Below are 14,763 nucleotides of genomic sequence, written 5' to 3'. Positions count from 1 at the left end.
GGCGGGCGAGCACGTTGTCGATGGCGAGGGGCATGGACCAATCCCGGTACCCGACCGACCTTCGTCCACGGCCATATCACCCGCCACGCCTGACCTCGACCCACGGAAGCGCACCCGATGAGCCAGTTCGACATCCCCGCCCCCGAGATTCTGCGCGCGCGGCAGAAGCTCGTCCTCGATCACTTCCACGACGAAGTCGTCCAGCAGTGGGACGACGTGCTGTCCACCTTCCCGCACCCGCACTACGAGCTGATCCCGACACTCACCGTGCACGACGGCGACGCCGAGGTGCGTGGCTACTACCGCGATTCGCGGGTGGCGTTCCCGGACCAGGACCATGAGATCATCGCGCTGCGGCACAGCGCCGACGCGGTCATCGTCGAATTCTGGCTACTGGGCACCCATCAGGGCCCACTCGGCGGGATACCGCCCACCGGCAGGCGCTTCCGCGTCCGGATGACGGCCTACTTCATCTTCGACGCCGACGAAAACCTGGTCTGCGAGCGGATCTACTTCGACAGCCTGACCATGCTCAAACAACTGCTGGGCGGGCTCAACCTGAAGAACCCTCGGTCGTGGCGCACGGCCATCCGGGCACTACGCGGCTTGGCCGCGCTCTCCGGCGAACCCGACCAGCGCCTGCTCATCACCACCCCAACCGACCTGACCGCCTGACCACCCTCGCCGGCTGGGACGGATCCCAGCCCGTGATCACCATCTACCCGGAACTGCTCAAAGCCCAACAGGCAGGCTGATCGTGCGCGTGCACCACCTCACCTGCGGCGCCATGCGTCCCCCGGCGACGCCCGACGGCCGCCCAACGGGTCGTGCACCGGTACCGGGCGTCGGCTCTGCGGCGAGCGCCCCGTGGGCGCGCCTTCACAGAGACAGGACCGAGGATCCGCCGATGGCCGTGGTCCTCTCGTTCGGGTGCACGACGGCTATCACTCGACCCGTGCAGTCGAACCTGTCGTAGACCACCGCATCACCGTCGGTGTAATTCTCGATCTCGTGGATGGTGATGTGGAGGCAGTCGTCCAGATAGCCTTCCCAGGATTCGTAGGGGACTTCGTTGATCATCAGCACTCCAGACGCTGCGCTCGTCTGCGGGGCCAGCACGGTCATGACCGTCGTCGCCAACACGGCAGCGACAGCGAAAACAGTGGACTTCATTCCGTTCTTTCCTCCAGTGTCGACTCCCAGGGGGCCGCGAGCCGGGACCTCGCGGCAACCCAGAGGGTAGCCGAGCGTGTTCGGAGAATCAGGGCAGCGACTGCGCTGGAATGCGCTCGGGCGAAGCAGAAATCCGGGCCATCCTCGTGGCACGGTCGGATGCATCGGCTGCGGCCCCGAACCAGCTCGGCGAGCCGTCCTGGAGCCTGTGCAGGATGGTCGCGATCAGTACCGCGGCGGTCGTCATCCGTGCAAGGAGGTGATGACCTGGTTGCGGGCGTGCTGGTAGATGATCGAGCTGCGGAAGCCGACGATCTCCCGACGCTTGCTGAACTTGTCCATGAGGAAGCCGTGCAGGGCGTCCACGCTCGGCACGGCGACATGCACGAGGAAGTCGTCGCCCCCTGCCACCACGAACACCGACAGGACCTCGGGCAGCGCGGTCACGTACTGCTTGAATCTCTCGATGACCTCGCGGCTGAGCGGCCGGACCTGGACGTGCAGCAGCGCCTGCACGTGCCGGTTGAGGGCCGACAGGCTGATCTCGGCGTGATAGCCGCTGATCACGCCGCGCTCCCGCAGTGCACGGACGCGTTCCAGACAGGTGGACGGCGCGATGCCGAGAGTCCGGGCCAGATCCCGGTTGGTCTGCCGAGCATCACGCTGTAGATGCTCGACGATCGCCGAATCAAGTTCGTCCACGGCCGCCTCTTTCCTCCAAGGGCCGAATATCGTTCGCGTTCAGCCCAGCCTAGCCGTGTGAACGGTTACGTTACGGGGCACTGACCGACGCTCTGCTGGAGACGACGCTCCACGCTGCTCGGCCGGGACCGCGATGGATGAAAACCGGAGCTCCCATGCAACGGCCCGTAAGGAGAGTCAGCCATGCCGTTTCACCATGAACAGGTCTGTGTCAGACGCGGACCGCGATCTGGGTTGCCCCTGATCGTCGCCGTGCACTCCACCGCCCTAGGACAGGCGATCGGTGGCTGCCGGATCACCTCGTACCCGCACTGGAGCGACGCACTCGACGACGCCTTGCGCCTATCGGCGGCGATGACGGACAAGTGCGCCGTGGCGGGCCTGCCGAACGGCGGTGGCAAGACCGTCGTCGCCGTGCCGCCCGAAGGTATAACCGACCCGGCCGCCAGGCGGGCGATCCTCCTCGACGTCGCGGACGCCATCGACGCGCTGGATGGCGCATACGTGACCGGTCCGGACGTCGGAACCAGCCCAGAGGACATGGCCGTACTCGCCGAACGTACCCCGCACGTGTTCTGCCGACCGCAGCAGGCGGGTGGCAGCGGCGACTCCTCGACGCACACGGCCGCCGGCGTCGTGACGGCCCTGCACGCCGTGTGCGATGCGGTGTTCGGCTTGCCACAGCTCGGGGCCCGCCGGTTCGCCGTCCTCGGCCTCGGCCGGGTCGGCGCTCATGTCGCCCGCCACCTGGCCGCCGCGGGAGCCGACCTCGTCGTTACCGACATCGACACCACCAAGCGACAGCTCGCCGACGAACTCGGCGCCGCTTGGCGAGACCCGGACAGCGCCCTCTACGCGGAGGTGGACATCCTCGTTCCGGCCGCGCTCGGCGACATCTTCACCCCCGGCACCGTGTCCCGGCTCCGCTGCGCAGCCATCGCCGGGCCGGCCAACAACCAGCTCGACGAGCCGGACACCGCCGACCTGCTCCATCAGCGGGGCATCCTGTGGGCGCCGGACTTCGTCGTCAGCGCGGGTGGCGTCATCCACGCCACCGCCATCGAACTGCACCACGAGACCACCGAGCAAGCCACCGCCCGCGTCCGCGGCATCGGCGACACCCTGGCCCGCATCCTACGAGATGCGGCACAGACCCGCGTGACGCCCGCCGCCGCGGCCCTGACCCTCGCCCGGAACCGTATCCCCCGGGCGGCACCAACCGTATGACCCGGCTTGGACAAGGACAGCAGATGACGCACTCCACCCCCGACGACCAGCCCTCCACCTGGACCCTGGGTGACAACCTCGCCATGGCACAGCGCCTGCCGGAAACCGCGGCCGCCGCGGCCGGGATCCGTTCCCGCCACCTCGACCGGTCCTGGCCATGACGCCGCCGTCTCCGGACAGCGTGACGTCCGCCGCGACGCGCCGCGGCTACGACGCGGTGGCCGAACGCTACGCCGTCGAGATCGGCGACGAACTCAAGCGCAAACCCCTTGACCGCGCCCTGTTGGACACCTTCGTGGAACTGGCCTCCGACGGGACGATCGTCGACGTCGGCTGCGGCCCCGGCCACGTAACGGCCCACCTGGCCCGCCGCGGAGCCCAAGTTCTCGGCGTCGACCTGTCAACAGCCATGTGCGCCGTCGCGCGCCGCTCGGCGCCCCTGCCGTTCGCCGTAGCGAACATGACCAGGCTGCCCATCCGATCCCGGGCGGTGAATGGGATCCTGTGCTGGTACGCCGTGATCCACCTCGACGAGGCCGAACGGGCCGCTGCCTACGTCGAGTTCGCCCGGGTGCTGCGCCCAGGTGGCCACGCACTCGTCGCCTTCCACACCAGCGACACCGACACCCGTCCCGGTGAGGCCGAACACATCACCGAATGGTGGGGCCGACCCGTCGACCTCATTTTCCGCTTCCTCGACCCGGCCGCCGAAACTGCAGCCCTGGCCGCGGCCGGCCTCACCCTCGCCGCGCGGCTGGACCGAGCACCAAACCCCGGAACCGAGCACCCCAGCCAACGGACCTATCTCCTGGTTCGGCGGCTCCCGTGATCGCGTCAAGGACTGGGATCACGGGCTGATGTATTGCGCTGGGAACTGACTGACAACACCTCCGGCACTCGCCTGCGCCCTTCCCACCAGCTCTCCGATCGAGCGATGGCCGCGATGATGGCGGCAGGCCGGCATATGTGCCTCGATGTGGCCGCACTCCTGCTGGCGGGCACTCCCATCGGCCCGATCGTCGGCAGGGAGCCATGACCACGGCTGGTCCGACTTTGATAAGCAGTACGCCGAGCGGCTGAGCGTCGAACCCGATCGACCCGCCGGTCGGCGGGTAACACATCCAACCGTCACCGGGTTCGAGGTACCCGCTTCGGCGCCGACCACCTCGGCGGGCTCGCCGATTCCCTTGGGCCCATGTCCATCTCACCGCCACGGAAGCATTCGCCGCACTGCACCCCATGATCGGGATCGAGCGACAGCGCTGCCGCCGCGCACAACGAGACCATCGCCCGAACCTCATGGAGCACACCGCCGCCGACAGCTCGGAAAAGCGCCCGCGCTCGGCTATTTGAATGCGCCCTGCTGCTGCCACCAGGTGAACAGTTGTGCGGCGCCGTCCGGACCGTCCGCGAATGCCTCGCCGATCGCAAGGCTGGGCTCGGCGCTCCAGACGATCTCCGGGACGGCAGGGCTTTCGATGGTGGACATCCGGCAGGTCATCTGGCCGGTCACCTGGTTCTGGCCGTGCGACGCGTATGGGCCCGGCGCGCTGCCATCCGGGCAATGGACGACCTGAACGGAGGACTTGGCGGCATAACCGCTGCGAAGTGTGTAGATGTCCGGGTACAAGGTGTACCAGGCGCGCGGGACGGACGCGGTGCTGGAGCAATGCAATTCAGCCGACTCGCCCGATTGCGGCGGACTCGATGAACAGTTGCTCTGGTCGTAACCGGGTGGCAGCAAGCTCAACAGTCTTAGCTCGGGAGAGGTGAAATGGCTGGTTGCCCTGGTTTCGGTGGTCGGAGCAGAGGCGGTGTTCGAGTTCAGCCACTGCGAGAACCACACTCCGAGACCGGCCGCCACCGCGACCACCATGACCGCAGCTGCGGCCACGGCTATCCATCCGCGCCTTTTCGGCGGGGCGGGCTGCGGTGGCGCGGGCGGGGGCAGCAGGGTCGGTCCAGGCGGCGGACCAAGCCAACCGGCAGGTGGCACACTTGCTTTGGTCGTCGGCAGCTCGAATGGCCCCTGCGCCTTGTTGACGATGGTGGTGGCCCGTCTGCGGGCGAGGAGTTCGGCCGCCATGTGCTGGTCGACATTGCCGAGAGCGTCATGGGCGGCGCGGGCCAGATCTCCCGCGGTGGGGTAGCGGTCGGCGGGGTCTTTTGCCATGCCGCGCGCGATCACGGAGTCGAATGCCACGGGGGTTTCCGGGCGCACCGTGCTGGGGCGGGGAATCGGTTCGAACAGATGGGCGCTGATGACCAGCTGGATGCTGTCGGCAGGATACGGGCGGGTGGCGGTGAGGCATTCGTGGAGCACGCAGGCGAGCGAGTAGATGTCGGCGCTGTTGGAGATCTCCCCTTGCTGGAAGCGTTCGGGCGCCATGTAGGCGTAGGTTCCGATGGCCGTGCCCGTACTGGTCAGGCCGGTACTGGTGATCGAGTGAGCGATGCCGAAGTCGACAAGGTAGGCGAAGTCGTCGTTGGTGACGAGGATGTTGGCGGGCTTGATGTCGCGGTGGATCAGTCCGTCGGCGTGCGCCGCGTCCAACGCCGCGGCCACTTGGCCGATAATGGCCACGGCGCGCGCAGGGACCATCGGGCCGTGCGAGGCCAAGAGACTGCCGAGATCGTTGCCCCGCACCAGCCGCATGTCGATGAAGAGCAGTCCGTCGATCTCGCCGTAGTCATGAATCGGGACGATGTGCGGTTCCTGCAGGCGCGCGGCGGTGCGGGACTCACGGCGGAACCGTTCGCGGTAACCCGTTTCGGCGGCCAGATGTTCGGGCAGGAGTTTGAGGGCAACCGTGCGATCCTTGGTGGTGTCGTAGGCCTCGTAGACCTCACCCATGCCACCGCGGCCGAGTAGCGTCCTCAGCTGGTAGTGCCCGAAGAGGGTGCCTACCCGGGAGCCCGGCGTCGGCTGGCTCATGCGGGCGTCCATGGGACCTGGACGACTGCGCCGCGCAGTCGTTCTGTCGTGGCGCCTGCTGGGGCACTGCTGTTCGCCGTCACTGCTTTTCGGTCGAATAGGTGGGCTTGCATGGTTGTCCGTCGGCGGAATCGTCGACCTCCGGCACGTTCGTCATCGCGACTCTGCCACTGGACGGGGTGAGCCGCCCGGAGTTGCCGAGGTGGGTCCGGAACGAAATGTCCGCATACACGCCCCTGGTCATCATCCGCTGCCCGAGGCATATGGTCCGAGGCGGTGCAGCGCTGACGCTGGGGCGTTCTCCAGTAACGAAGCTGCATGTCCTCTTCTCTGCGACCGCGACATGGAAGCCGCGCGTCGCGATGAAGGTTCCATCGATGAGTGCGCCCCGGGTCGACGCCGGCTGTATCAAATGCGTGGGCGCCGCTGTCCGTTGGGTGGCCGTGGGTGCCTGACGTTGATGCGGTGGCAGTTGTGACTGGGTCGGTGGCGGTGCTTGGCGTTGGGGTGAGGGTGCTTGATGTTGCGGTGAAGGTGCTTGTTGCTGGGTGGGTGGCGGTGCTTGGCGTTGGGGTGGGGGTGCTTGTTGCTGGGACGGTGCTTGATGTTGGGGTGGCGGTACTTGTTGCTGGGTGGGCGGCGGTGCCTGACGCTGCGGTGGGGGTGCGGGTTGCTGACGCGGGGGTGCTGGTGCGGGTGCTGGTTGCTGACGTGGCGGTGCAGGTGCTGGTTGCTGACGTGGGGGTGCTGGTGCGGGTGCTGGTTGCTGACGTGGGGGTGCGGGCGCGGGTGCTGGTTGCTGACGTGGCGGTGCGGGCGCTGGTTCCTGGCGTCGGGGCCCGGGCGCGGGCTCCTGACGCCCTGGCGGTAACGGACCTGGTGCGGGTGCCGCTGGTGCGCCCGTCGGCAACGGCTCTGCGGGCGCCGGTGCCGCTGTCGGGACGGCAACGTCGCGGTCGCCGGTGCTGCCTGCGGGTCGGGTGAATGGCTGTCCGGTGACCACGTCGACGAGTATGAATGTCGTGATGATCACGTTCTGTTGCACGACGACGACCGCGCCCGGGTGGTATCCAGCCCACGGCTGGCCCGTGTAAGCCGGGGCGCTGGTCAGCGGAACAGGCTGGGTCAGTGGGTTGCCGCAGTAGCAGCGGGCGCGGGGAATGCCGTACTCGTCGACGAGCACGGCGGTTCCGGCCTGCAGCACGGTCTGCACGGGGGTCGCGTGCAGACCGTCGAATCCGTGGTTGGTCACCCGCGTGTCCACCCGGAGCAGGACGGGGGTCAATTCACGCAGATACGTGGGAAGGTCGGACACTGTGAGGGGGCGTGCACCGCTCCAGTGGAGCGTCGGATCGGCGTTGAGGGCCTCGACGAACGCGGCAGCCTGAGCGGGGTGCGATTCGAGGAAGGTGATCATCTGTTCGCGGTCGCAGCTGGCGTTGTCCAAGGTGCCGCCGTACAGCCTCTCCCGGTCACCCGGATGAGGCTGAGTGATCATGTCGGTGCCGTTCCCTTTGGGTGGGAGCGTGGGGAACTTGGCGTTAGTCGGCGGCGGAGGAGCGGCGGGTGGTGTGAAGGGATCCGCGCCCGGGTCGTCGTTTCGGGCGAGCACCACCTCGCCGCCGCGCTTGCCGAGACCCCCGCTGCTGGTGAGATACAGTGTCAGACCAGCGCCGCCGCCGCCCAACAGCAGCAGCACCAGCAGGACCAAGAGTGGCCAGTATCGTCTGAATACCACCACGTAGCCTCCAGGGCAAAGCGCCCATCTCGGCTATCCGATGTTCTCATCGTAGACCCGGCAGATCGGGTGAACTTCCGTCGGCGGGTTGAATGTGCCGAGCACCGCGTTCGCCGTGCTGCTGGTGGTCAGCCCTGGTACTGGAGTGCGGTAGCGATGATCTCAGAGCTTTCGGCGTGCAGGGCCTGTGCCGCGGTCTGTCCCGTCGCTGTCAGATAGGCGTCGACCATCCTGTTGCCGACGGCGTATCCGGCGCCGGTCGGCAGTCCCACCGGGGCCACGCCGAAGTGTTCCGCAATGGCGTCGCCGTGCACCCAGGCCGTGAAGTTCTGCATGCCGGTCACGCCGAGTCCCGACACAACTTTGGCGAAGACCGCCTCGTCGCGCAGGTGTGGCACGCCGATGCGGGTGTAGCCGAGTTCGTCGCCGTAGAGCTGGCGGGCGAATGCGTCGGCCAGGCCCTCCGAGACCACGTGCTCACCGACCGTGACCGTCATCGGGTTCCACACGACCCCACCTGGGCTGTAGCGCAGGTTGTGGTTGAGCTCGTGCACGGCGGTGGCCTCCAGCCGTGCCACGTTCTCGGGGAACGGCCACAGCGTGATGACGATGTAGCCCGAGATGCCGCCGTTCCCGGTGATGCCGAGGGTGGGGCCCATGAAGTGGGCGTCGCCGGGGTCACCGAGCACGAACAGCACGGTGATGTCGGGGACATCCAGCCTCGGTGTCGCTGTCAGTTGCGTGGCGAGAGCATCGTCGAGGGCGCGCTGCATCCGTTCCCAGGCCCCGGCCGCAGCCAGCGTCTCGAGTGCGTCGAGGCAACGCTCCTCGTCGCGGTCAAGGGGAAATCCGGCCGTGCGGCGGTGCATGTCCACCAGGTCGACGTCCCCGGGGAAGTAACGGTACATGCCGCTGACCTGCTCGAGCATCGAGCGCAGCATGGCAACGCGATCCGCGGCGGGAGCCCGCAGGATCTCCCGCATAGCCGAGTAGGTGTCGAGAACGGTGATGGTCATGGCCCCGACACTAAACATTGACGCACGGTCGAGGTCAACTGAAAAAGCGAGTACTCCGGCTCGACTGGTCACCTGGTGCGGAATGCGTCGCGGAGCCAGGGGGATCGGCGGTGGTGCGGGCGGGTTCGGTTGGCCCAGAGGGGATTGGATTCGTCGCGGCGGTAGACCGCCAGCCGGCCCGCGATGGCGAAGCGAAGGCGAGTGGCTTTGCCGATCACCTCGCCGTCGGTGGCCAGCGCTTCCGGAGTGGGTAGCTGCACGAACAATTCAGGTAATCGGCGTTCGCCGTAGACCTTGCTGTGGCCGATTGCGGCCAGCAGCAGCGCCACCACCGCGCGCGTGCGGGACCAGCGCAGATCGGCGCGCAGCCAGCGTAGGTCGAGCAGTCCGGCGTCGAGCCGGTCTCGGAAGGCGGGTACGGCACCATGCGGGTGGTAGGGGCCATTGCCGACGAACAGGAACCACACCCGCTGCCAGCGCCCGTCCAGGCAGATCTCGATCGGTTCGGCTCGGCGCAGCGTGACCACGAGCGCGGCGGCGAAGGCGGGCCATTTGCCCCAGCGCGGCTGCCATTTCTCGCGCAGCTGCACCAGGTCCGGATAGGCGCCGAGGCTGGCGGTGTTGATCAAATACCGGGTGCGCGAACCGGTTTCGTCGTCGTATTCGACGCCGGCGATATCGACCGCGACCGCCTCGCCGACACCGGTGGCGTCGATCACCTCGCGCAGGTCGTAGACGCCGAGGTCGCGGGCGAAGTGGTTGAGCGTGCCGGTGGGAATGACGACCAGCGGCAACTCGTGGCGCAGCGCGACGGCCGCCACGGCGGCGACCGTGCCGTCGCCACCGGCGACACCGACGGCCAGGACCGGCTCGACGTGCTCGGCGATGGCCTGTTCGAGCTGGTCGGCGCAGTCGAGATCACGTTTCGTGCGCAACACGGTGGCGGCGGGCAGAGCCGCTCTGACGTCGATGGTGGGATCGTAATTCGGGGCGCCGGAAACCGGATTCACCACGACCACAAGACCTTTGCCTTCCACCAGCACGGGCACCTCGCGGACCGGGCCGGCCTGTGCCTCGTCGGATTCGCGCACCGGCCACCAACGTCGCGTGGCCAGGGCGATACCGGAACCGACAGCCGCTCCGACGAGCACGTCCGAGCCCCAGTGCACGCCGGTGTGCACCCGCGAGTAGGCGACGGCGGCGGCCAACGGGGCGGCCACCAGGGCGGTGCGCGGGCTTTCCAGAGCCACGGCGGTGGCGAATGCCGCCGCGCAGGCGGCGTGGCCCGAAGGGAAGGACGAGGACGCCGGGGAAGGCGTCAATCGCCGGTGCACGGGTACCAGCTCAGCGGCCGGCCGGCGCCGCGAAATGAGCGTCTTGAGTCCAGCGTTGACGATGAGACTTGCGCCGGCGACGGAGACGACACCCCGCAGGGCCGCCCGCCGGGGTGCGCCCTGACGGGTGGCCAGCACCGCCGCGAAAGCCAGCCACAGCCCACTGAAATCAGCGCTATTGGTCAGCCGCAACAGACCGTGGTCGACCACCGAGGCAGGCAGCCCGGCGACCGCGCCGCCGACCGCTCGATCGAATCCCCCGACTCTGTGGAACTTTCGGCGCACCCAGCTACTCACCCGCCCGAGATTACCGACCAGCGCCCCAGCCTTCGCAAACGAAGCGGCGCACAGCGAGCAGACCCGGCGCCGCCGCCTGCGGGCGCGTACCGGCCGCATCCACATTCGGCGAGCTACAACCGGTCTGGTTCCATGGTGATATCGCTCCCGGCAACCTCCTGGTCTCCGGTCGAGAGTCGACGTCGGTCATCGATTCCGGGACTTCCGGTGTCGGCGATCCCACCTGCGATCTCATACTCGCAGTTATCGCGGACAGCCGCAGAACGTTCCGCCGTGGTCGGCCAGGACGGACGGCACTTGTGCGCGGGCGCACGGCTTGGCATCGAGCGCAGCTGTCGACCCACTAGGCCCGGCCCTGTCCCAGGCGGGTCGGGCGGGTGGCTCGCTGTGCTCGGTCACCTCTGCCCCTGACCTGCCGACTATGTGCCGCGGTGTTGCTGCGGTCTTCGAAAACCGTTGTCGTGCAGTTTGTTCGGTCGTCCGATGAGCATAGATTTCCGGCGGGTGGCGAGCCGTCGAATACTTGGTCAACCGATTGACGTTCCCCGGCCGGGGGTTTCTAATGATGGATGGCGCAATTCGTGCGCCGATCGACCGACGAAACGAGGTGAGCGGCAGATGCCGGATGACAGTATCGACGTCTACCGCCGAGCCGTCGTCGCGGAACTTGTTGTGCCGATGTGTCGTTGAGTTGTGCATGCGATCCATGGCCGGGCAGTTCCGGCCTGATCGTCCGGCGCGGCACGGAATTCCACCGTCGTCCCTTGTGGACGCGGGGCAGCGGCCCTTCCCGGTGATCCGTGCGGCGCGACCGGCAGTGCTCGACACGGCCGGTCTATGCGCGCCCGCCCTCGGTTGGGAGGGGGTGCGCTCAACCCCGAACGATAGTAAGTATTGGAGCCCCTCGATATGGCCACTTTGCTCGAGAAAACTTCGCATCGCATACCGGATCCCTCGGGCTCGGCATTCTCGAGGTAGCCACCGATGACCACACTTCTCGACGCCGTGACCGCGGACCACTTCGATACCGAAGTGCTTCAGCAGCACTGGATTCCCCTCGCGAAGGACGACACCGACACCGCGGCCGTGCTGCGGGAACGGCTCGGTGTCGACTTCGCCACCGCGCGCGACCGGGTCCGGGAGACCGACGACTTTCTCTATATCCCGGTCGTCGCCAACTACAAGCGCGGCGAGACGATCGAACGCGAGACGATCGTTTTCGCCCTCGGTAATGAGTTTCTCGTGACGCTGCAACCGTCCGAGCATTTCGGCCCGTTCGACAAGGCGGTCGCGAAGATGCGCCGCAACCCGGCGCTCACCGGCTCCGCCCAGGGGGTGATGTTCGCGCTGCTGTGGGCGCTGAACGAGACGTCGGAGCGGGTGATCGACTATGCGAGCGAGGCTTTGGCGGCGGTGCACGACGAGATCGAGACGGCGATCGACGGGCACCAGCGCAGCCGCGTGACCGGAGTCGCTGACCCACGCCTCACGCTATCGCGGATGAACGCGGCCGAACAGATCGTCTCCCGCGTCCAGGAGAGCCAGCTGCGACTGGCCCACGCCGCACGGCACCTGAGCCCTCCGGCCGGACATCGCGAGCTGGACGGGCTGATCGGTATCTTGATCGCGGACATCGACGCGGTGCAGCAGCACGCGGGCATCCAGCACGACAAGGTCCGTTATCTCCAGCAATCCGTGCTGACGTGGTCGCAGGTGAAGCAGCACCAGATCCTCAGGGTAGTCACCATGATCACCGCGGTCTTCTTGCCGCCCACGCTGACCGCCACCCTCTACACCTGGATCCCCGACGTGCAGTGGCAGTACGGGCTCCCGGCCGCCACGCTGACGACCGTGCTGGCCGCGGTGCTTCCGCCGGCCTACATCAAGAAGAAGGGCTGGCTGCGCTGAGCCGGAGCGGGTCGGCATCCGGAGATCTTTACCTCGCGCGTAATCGACGCGGTGACCGCGGCACGGCATGGTAGGAGGCGGCCGACCGGAGAGATCCGGATCGGATGACGAAAACCATTACGGCACAGGAGGTTTCATCATGTCGCGCTACCAGGAAGCGGTCGATCGGTACTTCGCCGCATGGAACGCCGTCGACGAGGAAGCGAGGCTGAAGGCGGTCGCCGCCGCTTGGACCGAAGACGGCGCCTACACCGACCCGCTCGCCGACGTCAGCGGGCACGACCAACTGGCGTCGGCCATCGCGGGAGTGCACGCGCAATTCCCCGGCTTCGAGTTCCGCCCGCTCGGCCCGGTCGACGGGCACCACGACATCGCACGCTTCTCGTGGGAACTGGTCTCGCTCGCCGACGGCAGCGCACCCGTCGCGGGCTCCGACGTGATCACCCTCGCCGCGGACGACCGGATCACGAGCGTGCAGGGGTTCCTCGACCGGCTGCCCTCGGCGTAACGCCCCTCGGCACGGGCGGGGCCGGTCCGTCGCATCCGGCCCCGGACGGGCGCGAATCCGCGGATGCTTCGGCGACACGCCCGGCCCACCGCAGTCCGGTTGCGCCTGTGGCGAACACGGTGCGTCATGCGCGCCCCGGGGGCATGCTGGACACAGTGGTGCAATTCCGGCAAACAGGGTGGTGGTCGGCGTGGACAACGCCGCGATGGACGCCTACTCCCGCACGGTGATCGCGGTGGCGGCGTCGGTGACGCCGCACGTGGCCAGCGTTCGGACCAGGCGGGGGCATGGATCGGCGGTGGTGTTCACCGACGACGGGTTTCTGCTGACCAATGCGCACGTCATCGGAGTGGCTCGCGTAGGCGAGGTGGTTTTCGCCGACGGGGTGGAATCCCGGTTCGAGGTGGTCGGCATCGATCCGCTGTCGGATCTGGCCGTGTTGCGCGCACGTGGCGGCGCGCCGGACGCGGTGACGCTCGGGGACGCCGATCATCTGGTGGTCGGCCAGCTGGTGGTGGCGGTCGGTAACCCGCTCGGCCTGGCCGGTTCGGTCACCGCCGGGGTGGTGAGCGCGCTCGGGCGCGCGGTCCCGGTCGCCTCGCGCCGCGCCGGGCGGGTGATCGAGGACGTCATCCAGACCGACGCCGCGCTCAACCCCGGCAATTCCGGTGGCGCCCTCTCGGATTCGGCGAGCCGGGTGGTCGGGATCAACACCGCGGTCGCCGGAATAGGCCTCGGCCTCGCCATTCCGATCAACGCGACGACGCGCCGGATCATCGACACGCTGCACCGTGAGGGGCGGGTCCGGCGCGCCTACCTCGGACTGGTCGGCGTGCCCGCGCCGTTGCCCGAGCCGGTCGCGCAGCGCACCGGCCAACCCGCTGGTGTGCGCATCGTCGAGGTGGTCCGCGGCGGTCCTGCCGACCAGGCCGGACTGCGCCGCGGCGATCTGGTGCTCAGCGTGGCGCGCTCGGAAGTGCGTGACGCGCAGGGCATCCAACGGCAGCTGTTCGCGGAGGCGATCGGCGTAGAGCTGCCCGTGACGGTTTTGCGCAACGGGGCCATGGTGGACGTGATCGCGGTCCCGGTGGAACTGGCCGCCGACTGAGCACGGCGCGGCCGCCGCGGGTACGGCACGGGCGCGTTCTTCCACCGCATCGATGAGCCTGCGTACTCGGCCTCGGTGGCCGTGATCGCGTCTCGACCTGGGTGGTAACGCCCCCGTAGTGCTGGAGCCGGTCGCGGGCCGAGCCCTGCCTAGTCCGGGACCGGCACCGATTCGGCGGGTGTCGGCGCGGTCTTCCATCGCGCGTCGACGAGCAGCCCGGCGAGCCCGATCGCGAGACAGATGCCGGACAGCACGAGCATCGCCGGATGTGTGGTCCCGGTGAGCGCGTCGCCGAGGATGACCGTGCCGATCGTGCCGGGCAGCACGCCGAGCAGGGTGGCGGTCAGATACGGCCAGAACCGGATCGAGGACAACCCGCAGCAGTAGTTGATCACCGAGAACGGCACCGCCGCTATGAGCCGCAGCGAACCGACGGCAAGCCAGCCCCGGCGCGCCAGCCGGTCGTCGATCGCGCGCACCGCGGGATGGGTGAGCCGGGCAGTGACCTGATCGCGGTCCAGCGCGCGCACGAGCAGGATCGCCAGCGCCGCACTGACGGTCGTCGCGCCCACCGCGAGTGCGATGCCGAGCAGTGGACCGAACAGCAGTCCCGCGCTGACGGTGAACACGGTGCGCGGGATCGGCGCGACCGTCACCACGGCATGGACCAGGAAGAACAGCACGGGGAAAGCCGGGCCGACCGACGTCGCCCACTCTTGGATCTGGCGTGGACCCGGCAGCGGAACCAGCAGCGCCGCGCCGAACAACGCGGCCGCGCCGACGATCAGCGCGAGGATGCGCGGGTCACGGATCAGCC

At 68.2% G+C, this 14,763-nt stretch carries 15 protein-coding genes and 1 pseudogene; 9 read left to right on the top strand and 7 right to left on the bottom strand.

The window, feature by feature from the left end; translation table 11 throughout:
* Positions 1 to 117: 117 nt before the first annotated feature.
* Positions 118 to 675, top strand: a complete 558-nt coding sequence (locus OHA40_RS01735) for an ester cyclase (protein ID WP_330231313.1) — start codon at positions 118 to 120, stop codon at positions 673 to 675.
* A gap of 204 nt (positions 676 to 879) precedes the next feature.
* On the opposite strand, the gene OHA40_RS01730 is transcribed toward OHA40_RS01735, so the two are convergent.
* The gene (locus OHA40_RS01730) at positions 880 to 1,173 is read right to left on the bottom strand and encodes a hypothetical protein (protein WP_330231312.1); all 294 of its coding nucleotides are present in this window, start codon (positions 1,171 to 1,173) and stop codon (positions 880 to 882) included.
* A gap of 243 nt (positions 1,174 to 1,416) precedes the next feature.
* Positions 1,417 to 1,875 carry an Lrp/AsnC family transcriptional regulator gene (locus OHA40_RS01725; protein WP_330231311.1) on the bottom strand — a complete coding sequence of 153 codons (459 nt, stop codon included), beginning with the start codon at positions 1,873 to 1,875 and terminating at the stop codon, positions 1,417 to 1,419.
* A 183-nt stretch (positions 1,876 to 2,058) separates the two neighbouring features.
* Here OHA40_RS01725 and OHA40_RS01720 point away from each other — a divergent pair, with 183 nt between their 5' ends.
* Genes OHA40_RS01720 through OHA40_RS01710 form a run of 3 tightly spaced genes read left to right on the top strand, consistent with a single transcriptional unit; the run spans position 2,059 to position 3,931 of the window.
* Positions 2,059 to 3,102, top strand: a complete 1,044-nt coding sequence (locus tag OHA40_RS01720) for a Glu/Leu/Phe/Val dehydrogenase dimerization domain-containing protein (protein WP_330231310.1) — start codon at positions 2,059 to 2,061, stop codon at positions 3,100 to 3,102.
* 23 nt (positions 3,103 to 3,125) lie between these two features.
* Positions 3,126 to 3,263: a hypothetical protein gene (locus OHA40_RS01715; protein WP_330231309.1), complete on the top strand. Its 138-nt coding sequence runs from the start codon at positions 3,126 to 3,128 to the stop codon at positions 3,261 to 3,263.
* Positions 3,260 to 3,931, top strand: a complete 672-nt coding sequence (locus OHA40_RS01710; RefSeq protein WP_330231308.1) for a class I SAM-dependent methyltransferase — start codon at positions 3,260 to 3,262, stop codon at positions 3,929 to 3,931. Before OHA40_RS01715 ends, OHA40_RS01710 begins: the two co-directional genes overlap by 4 nt.
* A 516-nt stretch (positions 3,932 to 4,447) precedes the next feature.
* Here OHA40_RS01710 and OHA40_RS01705 read toward each other — a convergent pair.
* Positions 4,448 to 6,037 carry a serine/threonine-protein kinase gene (locus OHA40_RS01705; RefSeq protein ID WP_330231307.1) on the bottom strand — a complete coding sequence of 530 codons (1,590 nt, stop codon included), beginning with the start codon at positions 6,035 to 6,037 and terminating at the stop codon, positions 4,448 to 4,450.
* Positions 6,038 to 6,679: 642 nt separating this feature from the next.
* Between OHA40_RS01705 and OHA40_RS01700 the strand changes: the two genes are divergently transcribed.
* A complete protein-coding gene (locus tag OHA40_RS01700) occupies positions 6,680 to 7,021 on the top strand; it encodes a hypothetical protein (RefSeq protein WP_330231306.1) in 342 nt (113 codons plus the stop codon).
* Between the two features lie 43 nt (positions 7,022 to 7,064).
* Here OHA40_RS01700 and OHA40_RS34610 read toward each other — a convergent pair.
* The 3 genes and pseudogenes from OHA40_RS34610 to OHA40_RS01690 form a co-directional block, all read right to left on the bottom strand.
* Positions 7,065 to 7,535: pseudogene (locus tag OHA40_RS34610) on the bottom strand (DUF6777 domain-containing protein); the annotation flags it as partial.
* Between the two features lie 368 nt (positions 7,536 to 7,903).
* The gene (locus tag OHA40_RS01695) at positions 7,904 to 8,791 is read right to left on the bottom strand and encodes a DUF2268 domain-containing protein (RefSeq protein WP_330231305.1); all 888 of its coding nucleotides are present in this window, start codon (positions 8,789 to 8,791) and stop codon (positions 7,904 to 7,906) included.
* Positions 8,792 to 8,859: 68 nt separating this feature from the next.
* A complete protein-coding gene (locus tag OHA40_RS01690) occupies positions 8,860 to 10,422 on the bottom strand; it encodes a bifunctional phosphatase PAP2/diacylglycerol kinase family protein (RefSeq protein WP_330231304.1) in 1,563 nt (520 codons plus the stop codon).
* Here OHA40_RS01690 and OHA40_RS01685 point away from each other — a divergent pair.
* From OHA40_RS01685 to OHA40_RS01670, 4 genes are all read left to right on the top strand, one after another.
* Complete coding sequence (locus OHA40_RS01685) at positions 10,380 to 10,769, top strand: phosphotransferase (RefSeq protein ID WP_330234492.1); 390 nt, start codon at positions 10,380 to 10,382, stop codon at positions 10,767 to 10,769. The genes OHA40_RS01690 and OHA40_RS01685 overlap by 43 nt on opposite strands.
* Positions 10,770 to 11,406: 637 nt before the next feature.
* On the top strand, positions 11,407 to 12,330 hold the full coding sequence (locus tag OHA40_RS01680) for a CorA family divalent cation transporter (protein ID WP_330231303.1): 924 nt from the start codon (positions 11,407 to 11,409) through the stop codon (positions 12,328 to 12,330).
* A gap of 139 nt (positions 12,331 to 12,469) precedes the next feature.
* Positions 12,470 to 12,838: a nuclear transport factor 2 family protein gene (locus OHA40_RS01675; RefSeq protein WP_330231302.1), complete on the top strand. Its 369-nt coding sequence runs from the start codon at positions 12,470 to 12,472 to the stop codon at positions 12,836 to 12,838.
* Positions 12,839 to 13,043: 205 nt separating this feature from the next.
* A complete protein-coding gene (locus tag OHA40_RS01670; protein ID WP_330234491.1) occupies positions 13,044 to 13,946 on the top strand; it encodes a S1C family serine protease in 903 nt (300 codons plus the stop codon).
* A 149-nt stretch (positions 13,947 to 14,095) separates the two neighbouring features.
* Here OHA40_RS01670 and OHA40_RS01665 read toward each other — a convergent pair whose 3' ends face one another.
* The gene (locus OHA40_RS01665) at positions 14,096 to 14,743 is read right to left on the bottom strand and encodes a TVP38/TMEM64 family protein (protein WP_330234490.1); all 648 of its coding nucleotides are present in this window, start codon (positions 14,741 to 14,743) and stop codon (positions 14,096 to 14,098) included.
* Positions 14,744 to 14,763 lie beyond the last annotated feature (20 nt).

Origin of the sequence: Nocardia sp. NBC_00508, assembly GCF_036346875.1 — a bacterium.
Taxonomy (GTDB): Bacteria; Actinomycetota; Actinomycetes; order Mycobacteriales; family Mycobacteriaceae; genus Nocardia.
The sequence above is the reverse complement of the archived record's forward strand: the minus strand, read 5'-3'. Positions and strand labels throughout refer to the sequence as shown.